Consider the following 12,636-nt stretch of genomic DNA (forward strand, 5'->3'; position numbering starts at 1 on the left):
AGGAAGTCTGCTATGTGGGAGATTCTATCTACGATGCTGAGGCAGCGGAGGCGGCCGGCATCCTTTTTGTCGGATACAAACGTCCCGGAGAAATCTCCGTTCAAAGCTTTGATGAGCTTGCTAAATTGCTTTCATCAAAGTAGCGCGGGCGTCCCGCCGGCGTGTGTTTATTTACGGCTTTCGCGCAGCCACCAATTGATTCAACAGAATCGCGCTTAAGCCGATCTTCTTTATCACCTTTTCGATGCTCAACTCTGCGGGAAAGCCGACCGGGGACATCATGAATTTTTCTGATTCGAGAATCTGAAATTCCTTGCTTGCGATGAGTGAGGTCAATCCCTTCAGATTAAAGGTTTCTTGATGGTCATCTTCCTTCAGGAAACCAAGCTTTGAAGCAATCTCTTCAAATAGTGGAACCGGCGTGGTAATCACGCAGATTCCTCCCGGTTTCAGGACTCTTTTGATTTCCTCAATGAATCTTGTGGGATTTGGCAAATGTTCGATGATCGCTGTTGCAATGGCGGCATCGAAGTGTGAATCGGGAAATGGAAGTCTTTCCGCATCCGCCTGAAGAATCTGCTGATTGCGGGTGTTGGATTTCAATAAACCCCAGGAAAGATCCAAACCGATGGCGATTGAAGGCCTGACTTTTTCACACACGAGATCAAGGAGAAGGCCATCCGCGGTGCCGATGTCGAGAATTGATGGGTTGTGTGGTCCGAAGGTTTGCAGGATTCTGGCAACTTCCAGCCCGCGACGCTTAAAACGGTATCTGGGACCGGGACTCTTTAAGCGATCCTGATGATATTCGGCATCCATCACGCCACGGGGATGCGCGTGTGAGTGTCCTACTTGTTCCGTTTTTTCCATATTGTTTCCGGCAAGCCTTCATGCTGATTTTCTGCGCGGGCAAGGACAAATAACAGATCAGATAAACGATTCAAGTACCGTAGGATTTCCGGACCGATCTGCTGTTGTTCTGCGAGTTTGCTGACGCTTCGTTCGGCGCGACGGCAGACAGTTCTTGCGTAATGAATGTGCGCGCCCGCGAGTGACCCGCCGGGCAAAATAAAGTTCGTTAAAGCGGGCAGTTGCGACTCAAAATGATCGATCGCGCGTTCCAGATTGGCGGTCATTTCCGAATCAATACGCCATCTGGAATCATTTTGCTGTTGCGGAGGTGTAGCCAGATCCGCACCGACTTCGAATAACTCATGCTGTATGGACGAAAGCAACGTCTTGATTTCGGCGTTTTGAATATGCAAAAGGCAAATGCCGATCACGGCATTGCACTCATCCACGTTTCCGTAAGCTTCCACGCGTAAGTCGTGTTTGGGAACGCGCAGGCCTTTGAATAGTCCCGTTTCGCCTCTATCGCCCGTCTTTGTATAAATCTTCATAGAGTTTGAAACCCCAGATAAACACAGATGAACACCGATAAAAAAAATAAAAATTTGTGTTTATCTGTGTTCATCTGTGGTTAATTCAGGATGAAGTTTGCTGTAAAGACGGTCGCCATGAACGGGGCCCAGTTTCTTTTGCAATTCTTCTTTCGATGCCATGCGCACTTTTTCCAGACTCCCAAAATGCTGAAGCAGTATCTGTTTGCGTTTCGGGCCGATACCGCGAATTTCATCCATCGCTAATTCCATGGAGCGTTTCGTTCGAAGCTGCCTGTGAAAGGTGATCGCAAAACGATGCGCTTCATTCCGGACCTGCTGAATCAATTTTAGAACCGGCGAGCGTTCCTCCAGCTTAATGGAGTCGGAATGGCCCGGCAAAAAGATTTCTTCTTCTCGTTTCGCAAGTCCCATAATGGGTTGGTCATTCAAATCATATTTCTGCAACACATCCAGCGCGGCATTCAATTGGCCTTTCCCTCCATCAATGATCATCAGATCCGGCATGGGCCACTCTTTATCCAAAACTCTTTTTACACGTCGCTCCACAACTTCAGCGATGGAGCGAAAATCATCCGGTCCTACGACTCCACGGATTTTGAACTTTCTGTAGTCGCCTTTCTTCGGTCGTCCCGCTTCCCATACGACCATCGAAGCGACGGAATTAGTTCCCTGAATGTTTGAGATATCAAATGCCTCGATCCGGTAAGGCAAAGTGCTCATGTTAATGGTTTCCTGGAGAGCTTGCAAGGTATCGTAACTTCGGACTCTTCCTGCGCTGGAATTGACTTCGAGCGCGATCTGCGCGTTTTTGATGACCAGTTGAAGCAGCTTCTTCTTTTTCCCGCGCACCGGCACATTCACTTTTACCTTACTCCCTTTCTTCTCGGCCAGAAGCTGCTCGATTACTTCCCGGTCGGGAAAGTTGTGCTGCACGTAAATATTCTTTGGTAAAAATCGTGGCATGCTGTAAAACTGCATCAAAACGTGAGAGAGAAGACTCCCGCTATCCGTTACAAGTTTACTTTCAAAAAAGAATTCGTGACGACCCACAATCTGCCCATTTCGCATGAAGAAAATTTGAACGGCGATGTTCTCCGCCGACCGCGCATATCCGAAGAGATCCGCATCTTCCAGCTCATACGAAATTAATTTTGGACGTGTGTTCAGCTCTTCTACAGTATTCGCAAGATCGCGATAATTTGCGGCAAGCTCATATTGCTGGCGCGAGGAATATTCAAACATTTTTTCACGAAGCCGCGCCAGAAGGTCCTCTTTCTTGCCTTCCAGAAACATTCGAACGTCGGTTACCGCGCGGGCATATTCTTCCCGTGTGGCCAATTGGGCGCACGGACCGAGACAGCGATGAATGTGATAGAGCAGACAGAGACGCTGCGGTTCTTCTGTGATTTTGATGTGGCATTGCCGCAAAAGAAAATAACGGTAGATCAAGTTCAAAGTTTTCTTTGCAAGGGATGCCGGAATAAAAGGGCCAAAATAAGCAGCGCCGTCCTTCCGTACCCGCCGCACGATATACGCGCGAGGAAAGTCTTCCTGCACCGTGAGTTTGATGTACGGATGCGTTTTGTCATCGCGCAGAAGAATGTTGTACCGCGGTTGATTCTTCTTGATCAGATTGTTTTCCAGCATCAGTGCTTCTGCCGGCGAATCGGTAACGATGAAATCGAGGTCAGTGGCCTCCGCTACCATCCAGTAGGTCAGTGGACCTCCGGTAACGTCGTAGAAGTAGGATCGCACACGATGGATCAGCGATTTTGCTTTCCCGATATAAATGACCCGGCCCTTCGAATTTTTGAACAGATACACGCCGGGCTTATCGGGTAATTGCTTCACCCGCTCCAGCAGTTTTTCTCTAGCTTGATCCATAAAATTTACCGCAGAGAACACTGAGATCGCGGAGGAAAAATCAAGAGAATTATTTTCTCTGCGTCCTCTGCGCTCTCTGCGGTGAATTTCTATTGGAGTAAAGCGATTTCGTGTTCTTTTAGCTTCTTGATTTTGTCGCGCAATGCAGCAGCGCGTTCAAAATCCAATTTCTCCGCGGCAACCAGCATCTCTTTCTCAGATTCCGTGATCAAATCATGAATTTGGGCAATGGAGCGTATCCCCTTCAGATCGGGATCCTCAGAAATGGGCACCGTGTAATAGTCGGCTTCTTCTGCTTCTCCGAATCCATCATCGATTCGCTTTCGAATGGAAGATGGAGTGATGCCATGCTCCTGATTGAATTGAAGCTGCACATTGCGTCTTCGCTCTGTTTCCGCGATGGCACCGCGCATCGATCCGGTAACGATATCCGCATACATGATAACCTGACCATTGACGTTGCGTGCGGCTCTTCCCGAAGTCTGTATGAGGCTGTTTGTTGAGCGAAGGAACCCTTCTTTGTCCGCATCTAAGATCGCTACCAGACTTACTTCAGGCAAGTCGAGACCTTCTCGAAGAAGGTTCACTCCGACGAGGGCGTCAAAAATGCCGCGACGCAAATCGCGGAGAATCACGATGCGCTCCAGTGTGTCAATCTCCGAATGCAGATACCGGACGCGCACACCATACTCCGATAAGAACTCCGTGAGATCCTCCGCCATTTTCTTGGTCAATGTGGTGACCAGCACCCGCTCACTTTTTGCAGCTCGTGCTTTGATTTGATGAAGCAAATCGTCCATTTGGCCTTTGATCGGTTTGATGATGATTTCCGGATCCGTCAGTCCCGTCGGCCGCACAATTTGTTCCACCACGACACCGCCGCTTTTTTGCAACTCATAAGGTCCGGGCGTAGCGGAAACATAGATCAGTTGATTCACGCGCTGTTCGAATTCCTGGAAGTTCAATGGGCGATTATCCAGCGCAGAAGGGAGACGAAAACCGTGCTCCACAAGCACCCTTTTTCGGGATTGGTCCCCTTCGTACATTGCCCGAAGTTGCGGCACAGTTACATGACTTTCATCGATGATAAGCAAATAGTCCTTTGGAAAATAATCCGTTAAGGTGGCAGGTGGGGAACCGGCTGCTCTTCCATCCAGATGGCGCGAGTAATTCTCAATACCATGGCAAAAACCTGTCGCTTTCAACATTGCAAGGTCATACATCGTTCGTTGATGAAGCCGCTGAGCTTCCAGGAGTTTTCCTTGCTGATCGAGTTCTGCCGTCCGCTCTTTTAATTCCTCACGCACCGTATCAATCGCGCGTTTGAGCCGGTGTTGCGGCGTAACGTAATGGCTTTTCGGAAAAATAATGGTTCGGCGCAATTGACGGATCTTGCGGTTGATCGTTGGATCAAACTCGGTGATGCTTTCGACTGTGTCTTCAAACAATTCAATGCGGACGGCTTTTTCGTCATAGGACGGATACACTTCTACCATATCTCCACGAACCCGAAAACGTCCCCGGCTTAATTCTCCCTGGGTTCGCTGATATTGAAGCTCGCCCAGTCGTTGTAGAATGTCCCTCATTGGATACTTACCGCCACCTTCCACGGAAAGGAGCATAGAAAAAAATGAATCAGGCGAACCGATACCGTAAATGCAGGAAACACTCGCAACAATGATCGTGTCTCTTCTTTCAAAAAGTGAGCGGGTCGCGGACAATCTCATTCTGTCGATCTCTTCGTTGATCAAAACCTCTTTTTCAATGTACGTATCCGTGGAAGGGACGTACGCTTCGGGTTGATAGTAGTCGTAATAACTCACGAAATATTCAACCGCGTTTTCAGGGAAAAAATGTTTGAATTCCTGATACAACTGCGCTGCAAGAGTTTTGTTGTGGGCAATCACGAGCGCAGGTTTATTCACATTCGCGATCACCGATGCAATCGTGAAAGTCTTTCCTGATCCGGTGACCCCTAACAATGTTTGATGTTTTTCACCGGAGGTGAGGCCATTTGCAAGCGAATGGATCGCCTGCTCCTGATCCCCGCGTGGTGTGTATTCGGTTTTTAATTGGAAAGACATAAAGGATAATTATCGTAGTAGTGGCAGAGCATTGTCCATTCGCATTGTAGCGAGCATGTTCTGAAAAATATCTTCGACTTTCCCTTGGATCAACTATGTGTTGGCAATGCTCTGCTGCTTTCAGGATTTGCAGAGCATTTGCGACGATTTAGAATGTTCATTCTATTTAGATGTTTGCCTGCCTGAATTTGGATATACCATATAGCAGGCAAAATGCTCTGCCACTACTATGCTGACGCTGGACGTGCTCTATGAGGATGAGAATCTCATCGCTGTAAATAAGCCGGCGGGCCTGCTTGTCACGCCTGACCGCTGGAATCCAAGCATACCAACCGCGCAGGACATGATTCGAGAATATCTCCGCCGGCAAGCAGGAGGCGGCCATCCGAACGTTCGGGTTGTTCACCGGCTGGATAAAGATACAAGCGGTGTTACCGTTCTTGCTAAAAATGTGAAGACCCAGACATTTCTGAGCAGTCAATTTGAGCAGGGAGAAGTCAGCAAGACGTACTTCGCAATCACAAAAGGTGTAATCCAGAAAGAGGATGGAGTCATCACTCTATCCTTGCTCGAATCAACAAAAAAGCCTGGCACAATGACTGTGAACGACAAAGGAAAGAAAAGCATCTCTTTGTATAAGGTGTTAGAACGGTTCAGAAACAGCACTCTGGTAGAGGTGAATCCTTTAACGGGACGCACTCATCAAGTTAGGGTTCATTTGATGGCGATCGGTCATCCTCTCTTGTTTGATCCCATCTACGGGGATTCTACGCCGCTTTATTTATCCGACTTAAAGAAAGACTACAAGCAAAAACAAGGGAAAGAAAAACCGTTTTTGTCCCGGCTTACCCTCCACGCATTCAGGCTGTCCCTGCGCGAACCTTCAGAACAAAAAACGCTGGTGCTGGAGGCTTCCGTTCCCGATGATCTTTCCCGCACGCTCAAATACTTCCGTAAATTTTTACCGCCGAGAACGCAGAGATCGCAGAGAGAGGAAAGTTAATTTTTTCTCAGCGTTCTCCGCGGCCTCTGAGGTGAGTCATTTCTGTCCCACTACCATGGCGTACCAGGCGCATTCAGCGTGTCCTTTTTGGACGCGGCGCAGAACACCATTCCCCAATTCGGTTTGTGAATCAGTTCCTTCCCATAACACATGAATATTTCGGAATCCTGCATCTTCGAAAAGTTCACGCAGTTCGGGAAGAGTCCACAGGCGCCAATCATACACGAATGCGTTCCGCAGTTGAGTTCCATCCGGAAACATGAAGTGTATTTTGCAAACGATCCGGTGGGATACCGGATCAAACCTGGTGACTTCCCAAACATATTGAAAGTCACCAACATTCCATACCTCCTGATCCTCAATCGGGACGGCGCTACCCCCATGAACATCCAGCAGGAAAATACCTTGAGATAGAAGTGATCTTCTCGCGCGCTTCAAGTAGCGCAACAACAACGCGCGCGTATGAAATACGGAATAGCTGTAATTCATGGCCACAATCATGTCTGCGGCTGTTGTGCGCACCGTCATTACGTCTGCGTTTTTGAGGTTGACGCGATCCTGCTGCTCCTGTTTCAAATGTTTAAAGTTTTTCGTCCTGCACCAGTGCAAAGGTCTGGGGTCGGAATCCACGCCAATACCCGTATTACCGGGGTGGAGCTTTACAAACTCACAAAGCAGATTGGCGGTACCGCAGAAGTCCTCCCGCAGAGTCCGGAGTGGACGACGGGCCAGTTGTCGAAATCGTCGACTCAGGAATTTCGCATCCTTTTCCGGCGTTTGAACGCTGCCTAGATACAGCTCGAATTTATCCCGTTTCATCTGAACAAGAGTGTAACCCAGATTTAGAAAGGCTTGAGGAAGATAAACCCTTGGATTTTTGAACCATGACCCTTTATGATATGGTGGAGTGATTTTTCACTCGCGGAGATACCGGCAATGAAACGAATTTTACCAATTCTGACTGTTTTGTTTTTCGTTTTGAACATCTCATTCGCTCAAGATGGAAAGCCTAACATGGTGATCGATAGTGAAGTTTACGATGCGGGACAGGTGATCCGTACCGGCGCTCCTATTGAGCATGCTTTCCTTATTAAAAACACGGGAACCAGCCAACTGAAAATTCTTGATGTAAGGCCGGCGTGCGGTTGCACAGTGACCAGGTATGACAAGGTCATAGCTCCCGGTTCCGAAGGTAAAATCTACGCAACCGTAGACATCAGTCATTTCAATGGTCCGATTCAAAAGGGCGTTGACATCAGGACCAATGATCCGAAACGTCCGGATACAAAACTCACCATCAAGGCGACAGTAAAATCACTGATCGAAACTCAGCCGGATGAGACGATGCGCTTTATTGTAAGCAAAGGCGAGTTGAAGACACAGGAAATGTTATTGACACCTGATCCATCGGTGAAAATTCTAAAGCCGGTGGTCGATTCAAACATGATCACTGCAACCTTGACACCTCAAAAAGATAGAGTTCAGAAGCTAACAGTTGATGTGAAAAGAACGGACACAATTGGGACTCATTCCACGGAAGTGAAGATACTCACGGAAGGTCCGATCAAGGAGATGAGCATTCCCGTTGTGATCGTTGTCCGGGGACCGCTTCAGGTATCACCGTCAGCCGTTTCTTTTCATGTTAAAGGTTATCCGGAAGAAGTGGCAGTCAATTACACGGTGGATGTCAAACAATCGCCCGAACCGGAAGCTCTTGTGGTTGAGAAAGTGGAAGCAGGCCGGAAGCTTAAAGTTCTCAATGAATCAGAGGGCTGGTATCAGGTAATTACATTTGAGGCACCCGCTGTAAAAGGAGCGAAGCCGAATAGCCCGAAATCCGTTCCCTTTCGCAAAATCGGATGGATAAAAACTTCCGTGGTAAAACCGGTAAAACTCGCGGAATTGCCGGGGCCGAAAGAAGTCTCGATCCAAACTCTAAACGGGAAAACATTTCAGGTTCTTGAGCTTAGCTCGACTCTGGCAGCTGTGAAGGTTGAAAAGAAACCCAATACCGCCAATCCCGGTCAGTTCCAGCTTTCGGTTTCCTTGCAACATGTGGATACCAGCAAAAAAGGAAATACGAGAGGAGAAATTCTTGTGAAAACGGATAACGCCGACCAACCCCAATTGAGAATTCCGGTCTTTGTAAACGTAACGTAGGGAAACCTGTGGATTTTGCTTTTACCGAAGACCAGGAACTGACCCGCCAGATGGTGCGCGAGTTTGCTGAAAACGAAATCGCTCCGAAGGTTCGTTATTTTGATGAAACGCAGGAATTCCCGCTGGAGATCATGACCAAACTCGGGCACCTCGGGTTGCTTGGTGTTGTCATTCCCTCCGAATATGGCGGCGCGGGGATGACGTATCTTGAGTATGTCTGTGTGATCGAAGAACTCGGCCGTGTTGATTCCGCTATCGGACTCGGAGTGGCGGCGCACAATGGACTTTGTTCGAATCACATATTCGTTTTTGGGAATGAAGATCAAAAGAAAAAATATTTAACCCAGCTGGCTTCCGGACAAAAGATCGGCGCCTGGGCGTTGACAGAACCCAATGCCGGCAGCGATGCCAAGGGATTGCAGACCGTTGCTCAGAAGCGGAACGGAAGCTGGGTTCTAAATGGAACAAAGAATTTCATTACTCACGGGACCGTTGGTGATATTGCCGTGGTGATGGCGGTGACGGACCGGAGCAATCCGAAGGATGGGATCACTGCATTTATAGTAGAAAAAGGAACGCCTGGATTCCGCGCATCCAGGAAGGAAGATAAGCTGGGACATCGCGCGAGTGACACTTCTTCTCTGACTTTCGAAGATTGTGAAGTTCCCGAAGAGAACGTGATCGGTGGCGTGGGACAGGGTTTCCGGCAAAGCATGCAAATTCTTGAGGGGGGACGGGTCGCCATTGCCGCTCTTTCCGTAGGAGTTGCGCAGGGAGCTCTCGAATTGGCTCTAAAGTATTCGAAGGAAAGAAAGCAGTTCGGGAATCCGATTGCGGAGTATCAGGCGATCCAGTGGATGCTTGCCGATACAGCAACCGAAATTGAGGCAGCCCGATTGATGACGTATCGCGCGGCATGGCTTCGTCAAAACGGCCGTAAGTTTGCGAAGGAAGCATTCATGGCCAAGCTTTTTGCGAGTGAAGTCGCCGTGCGAGCCGCTGATAAATGCGTTCAAATTCACGGCGGTTACGGCTACATCAAAGAATTTCTTGCTGAAAAATACTACCGTGACGCAAAACTGCTGACGATCGGCGAAGGAACCTCAGAAATTCAGAGAATCGCCATCGCCAAACAAATCCTGAAATAAACAATGTAGCGCGGACGTCTCGTCTGCGCGAGCTTGCAGGCGGGACGCCCGCACTACTTTGCTTACCATGTCCGTTGGTCCAATAGTTGAAAAGCTCCTGCAAGGGGATTCGAAAGCGCTTTCACGCGCGATTACTCTTACCGAAAACAGGGACCCGCGAGCCCACGAAATCTTGAAAGCGGTCTATTCCAAAGGACGGGACATACCATTGATCGGTATTACCGGCCCCGCCGGGGTCGGCAAAAGCTCGCTTGTCGACCGTCTGATATCCATCTATCGCGCAGAAGGAAAGAAGGTGGGAGTGATTGCCGTTGACCCCAGCAGTCCATTCAGCGGGGGAGCGATCCTCGGAGACCGGATCCGGATGCAACAACACTACACCGATCCGGATGTTTTTATCCGCAGCATGGCAACCAGAGGAAAACTGGGCGGGATTGCCGCCGCCACCTTTGATGTCATGGACCTTATGAATGCGGCAGGCAAGGACATCATTCTTGTGGAAACGGTCGGGGTTGGTCAGGACGAGATCGATATCGTGAAAACGGTAAATACTACAGTTGTAGTACTAATGCCGGGACTCGGGGATGAAGTTCAAGCGATGAAAGCGGGATTGATGGAGATTGCGGATCTACTGGTGGTGAACAAGTCGGATCGCGCGGAAGCTGAGAAGATGGAAATGGAATTGCAAAATTCTCTATCCTACTTTCAGTCCCATTCTGAGGACGAGTGGCGGCCGCGCGTATTAAAAACTCAGGCAACCAACAACATTGGAATCGATTTATTGAGCGAAGCGATTCGCGAACATGGAGAATACCTGAAAAAAAGCGGCAAACTCCAGGGGAAAATCCTTTCGCAGAACCGGCAGAGGCTGGTAGACGCTCTCGAATCACATATTCTTACGGAGATCGTAGATGTCGGATTTGAGCGATTTGGTATTTCGCGCAGGATTGAGGACATTGCAATGCGAAAAACCGATCCCTATACCGTTGTTGCAGAACTCCTTGAGCATTTCCGCATGGAATAGGACCTATGAAAGATATTGATCATATTGCAATTGTAGTCAAGAGGATTGAGGATAAGTTGCCGTTTTACACGGATATTCTGAATTTTCGTTTGAAAAGCATCGAAGATGTTCCACACATGTTTGTGCGCGTCGCGATGCTGGAGAGCGCCGAAGGCACCACCCATATTGAACTGGTGGAGCCTACATCCAGCGATTCAGGTGTCTCCCGCTTTCTTGAAAAGAAAGGAGAAACCATCCATCATCTTTGCTTCCTGGTGGACGATCTGCAGGAGCAGCTGGACAGGTTAAAAAAAGAAGGCGTTTACCTCATTGATGAAATCCCGCGGAAAGGAGAAGGGGGCTCGCTTGTGGCTTTTTTGCATCCCCAGGCCAGTGGCGGCATATTGATAGAATTAAAACAACAAAGTAGCGCGGGCGTCCCGCCTGCGGAAAAGGATTAACGATGAACAAAGTAGTTTCCAACGCGGTTGAAGCGATTCATGACATCCAGGATGGCGCCACGATCATGGTGGGAGGATTCGGACTTTGCGGAATTCCGGAGAACCTGATTGCTGCGCTGCGCGAAAAAGGCGTAAAGGATTTGACGGTCATCAGCAACAATGCAGGCGTTAATGATTTCGGTCTGGGTTTGCTCCTTCAAACGCGGCAAATCAAGAAAATGATTTCCACATATGTGGGTGAAAATGAGATTTTCGAACAGCAATTTTTGCGCGGCGAGCTGGAAGTCGAGCTGATTCCTCAGGGAACGTTTGCAGAAAGGATTCGAGCGGGTGGCGCAGGAATCGCAGGTTTTTATACTCCAACCGGCGTGGGAACTCTGGTTGAAGAAGGAAAAGAAAAACGCACATTCGATGGCCGCGAGTACATTCTGGAATGCGCTCTGAAAGCCGATTTTGCTCTGGTAAAGGCCTGGAAAGGAGATGCTATGGGAAATCTCGTTTACCGGAAAACGGCTCGCAACTTTAATCCGATGATGGCGACTGCCGCAAAAATAACAATCGCAGAAGTGGAGCAGCTGGTACCGGTCGGTTCGCTGGATGGCGATCACATCCATACACCCGGCATTTTTGTGAAAAGAATCTTTCAGGGAGTCAATCATGAAAAGCGTATCGAAAAGAGAACTTATCGTCAGAAGAGCAGCTAAAGAACTGCAGGACGGCTTCTACGTCAATCTTGGAATTGGAATGCCGACTCTTGTCAGCAACTATCTTCCTGAAGGAGTTCACATCGTTTTGCAATCGGAAAACGGAATGCTGGGAATCGGTCCCTATCCGGAAGAAGGAATGGAAAATCCTGATTTGATTAATGCAGGAAAAGAGACAGTTACCGAACAACCTGGAACAAGCTATTTTTCAAGCGCGGATTCCTTTGGAATGATTCGGGGTGGACACGTGGATATGTCCATTCTGGGCGCGATGCAGGTCGATGAAGAAGGCAATCTTGCGAACTGGATGATTCCGGGAAAGATGGTGAAAGGAATGGGGGGCGCGATGGATCTTGTTAGCGGCGCAAAAAGAGTTGTGATTGCAATGGAACACACATCCAGAGATGGCGAAAAGAAAATTTTGAAAAAATGCAATCTACCCCTGACAGGAGTAAGGGTCGTGGACCTGATCGTTACCGATCTTGCAGTGATCGAAGTTACTGATGAGGGGTTGCTTTTGAAGGAAGTCGCGCCCGGAGTGAGTGTCGAACAAGTTCAGGCGGCGACGGAACCTCAGCTGCGCGTTGCCGAAAATGTGCGAGAGTACGAAATTTAAGGGGGATAAGGAGATATTAAGAGAGAGATAAGGAGATAAAAAATATCTCCACATCTCAATTATCTCCTGATCCCCCTTCTTACCTAACGCGGCATAGCCGACAACCAAAATGATAGCGGAGAGAAGTCCGAATATCGAACAAGGAACTCCGAACCGCAGAAGTCTGGCCG

Annotated in this window: 12 protein-coding genes; 7 read left to right on the forward strand and 5 right to left on the reverse strand. The window is 48.6% G+C overall.

The genetic code is table 11. The features are described 5' to 3' along the window. Window positions 1-171: 171 nt before the first annotated feature. The 4 genes from L0156_19365 to uvrB form a co-directional block, all read right to left on the reverse strand. Entirely contained in the window at window positions 172-870 is a 699-nt protein-coding gene (locus L0156_19365) for a methyltransferase domain-containing protein (GenBank protein MCI0605150.1), read from the reverse strand. Beyond that, on the reverse strand, window positions 849-1,400 hold the full coding sequence (locus L0156_19370; GenBank protein ID MCI0605151.1) for a cob(I)yrinic acid a,c-diamide adenosyltransferase: 552 nt from the start codon (window positions 1,398-1,400) through the stop codon (window positions 849-851). Before L0156_19370 ends, L0156_19365 begins: the two co-directional genes overlap by 22 nt. Before the next feature lie 60 nt (window positions 1,401-1,460). After that, window positions 1,461-3,287, reverse strand: coding sequence for an excinuclease ABC subunit UvrC (uvrC, locus tag L0156_19375; protein ID MCI0605152.1), 1,827 nt, complete (start codon window positions 3,285-3,287; stop codon window positions 1,461-1,463). A gap of 89 nt (window positions 3,288-3,376) precedes the next feature. Continuing rightward, window positions 3,377-5,371 carry an excinuclease ABC subunit UvrB gene (gene uvrB, locus L0156_19380; GenBank protein MCI0605153.1) on the reverse strand — a complete coding sequence of 665 codons (1,995 nt, stop codon included), beginning with the start codon at window positions 5,369-5,371 and terminating at the stop codon, window positions 3,377-3,379. 229 nt (window positions 5,372-5,600) lie between these two features. On the opposite strand from uvrB, the gene L0156_19385 reads away from it, so the two are divergent. Next, a complete protein-coding gene (locus tag L0156_19385; GenBank protein ID MCI0605154.1) occupies window positions 5,601-6,374 on the forward strand; it encodes an RluA family pseudouridine synthase in 774 nt (257 codons plus the stop codon). Between the two features lie 36 nt (window positions 6,375-6,410). On the opposite strand, the gene L0156_19390 is transcribed toward L0156_19385, so the two are convergent. Beyond that, window positions 6,411-7,193, reverse strand: coding sequence for a class I SAM-dependent methyltransferase (locus L0156_19390; protein MCI0605155.1), 783 nt, complete (start codon window positions 7,191-7,193; stop codon window positions 6,411-6,413). A gap of 117 nt (window positions 7,194-7,310) precedes the next feature. Here L0156_19390 and L0156_19395 point away from each other — a divergent pair, with 117 nt between their 5' ends. The 6 genes from L0156_19395 (at window position 7,311) to L0156_19420 (ending at window position 12,466) form a co-directional block, all read left to right on the forward strand. Next, window positions 7,311-8,534, forward strand: a complete 1,224-nt coding sequence (locus L0156_19395; protein MCI0605156.1) for a DUF1573 domain-containing protein — start codon at window positions 7,311-7,313, stop codon at window positions 8,532-8,534. Window positions 8,535-8,542: 8 nt separating this feature from the next. Continuing rightward, a complete protein-coding gene (locus L0156_19400) occupies window positions 8,543-9,682 on the forward strand; it encodes an acyl-CoA dehydrogenase (protein ID MCI0605157.1) in 1,140 nt (379 codons plus the stop codon). Window positions 9,683-9,749: 67 nt separating this feature from the next. After that, window positions 9,750-10,706 (forward strand): methylmalonyl Co-A mutase-associated GTPase MeaB, encoded by a 957-nt coding sequence (gene meaB, locus L0156_19405; protein ID MCI0605158.1) that lies wholly within the window; start codon window positions 9,750-9,752, stop codon window positions 10,704-10,706. 5 nt (window positions 10,707-10,711) lie between these two features. Next, window positions 10,712-11,146, forward strand: coding sequence for a methylmalonyl-CoA epimerase (mce, locus tag L0156_19410; GenBank protein MCI0605159.1), 435 nt, complete (start codon window positions 10,712-10,714; stop codon window positions 11,144-11,146). Window positions 11,147-11,148: 2 nt separating this feature from the next. After that, on the forward strand, window positions 11,149-11,850 hold the full coding sequence (locus L0156_19415) for a CoA transferase subunit A (protein MCI0605160.1): 702 nt from the start codon (window positions 11,149-11,151) through the stop codon (window positions 11,848-11,850). Next, on the forward strand, window positions 11,804-12,466 hold the full coding sequence (locus L0156_19420) for a CoA transferase subunit B (GenBank protein ID MCI0605161.1): 663 nt from the start codon (window positions 11,804-11,806) through the stop codon (window positions 12,464-12,466). Before L0156_19415 ends, L0156_19420 begins: the two co-directional genes overlap by 47 nt. Window positions 12,467-12,636 lie beyond the last annotated feature (170 nt).

The sequence above is a fragment of the bacterium genome (assembly GCA_022616075.1).
Lineage (GTDB): Bacteria > Acidobacteriota > HRBIN11 > JAKEFK01 > JAKEFK01 > JAKEFK01.

What these genes read in the sequence shown, in the direction of transcription:
- L0156_19365 (MCI0605150.1), bottom strand. Translation starts at nt 870, where the DNA reads ATGGAAAAAACGGAACAAGTAGGACACTCACACGCGCATCCCCGTGGC.
- L0156_19370 (MCI0605151.1), bottom strand. Translation starts at nt 1,400, where the DNA reads ATGAAGATTTATACAAAGACGGGCGATAGAGGCGAAACGGGACTATTC.
- uvrC (MCI0605152.1), bottom strand. Translation starts at nt 3,287, where the DNA reads ATGGATCAAGCTAGAGAAAAACTGCTGGAGCGGGTGAAGCAATTACCC.
- uvrB (MCI0605153.1), bottom strand. Translation starts at nt 5,371, where the DNA reads ATGTCTTTCCAATTAAAAACCGAATACACACCACGCGGGGATCAGGAG.
- L0156_19385 (MCI0605154.1), top strand. Translation starts at nt 5,601, where the DNA reads ATGCTGACGCTGGACGTGCTCTATGAGGATGAGAATCTCATCGCTGTA.
- L0156_19390 (MCI0605155.1), bottom strand. Translation starts at nt 7,193, where the DNA reads ATGAAACGGGATAAATTCGAGCTGTATCTAGGCAGCGTTCAAACGCCG.
- L0156_19395 (MCI0605156.1), top strand. Translation starts at nt 7,311, where the DNA reads ATGAAACGAATTTTACCAATTCTGACTGTTTTGTTTTTCGTTTTGAAC.
- meaB (MCI0605158.1), top strand. Translation starts at nt 9,750, where the DNA reads ATGTCCGTTGGTCCAATAGTTGAAAAGCTCCTGCAAGGGGATTCGAAA.
- mce (MCI0605159.1), top strand. Translation starts at nt 10,712, where the DNA reads ATGAAAGATATTGATCATATTGCAATTGTAGTCAAGAGGATTGAGGAT.
- L0156_19415 (MCI0605160.1), top strand. Translation starts at nt 11,149, where the DNA reads ATGAACAAAGTAGTTTCCAACGCGGTTGAAGCGATTCATGACATCCAG.
- L0156_19420 (MCI0605161.1), top strand. Translation starts at nt 11,804, where the DNA reads ATGAAAAGCGTATCGAAAAGAGAACTTATCGTCAGAAGAGCAGCTAAA.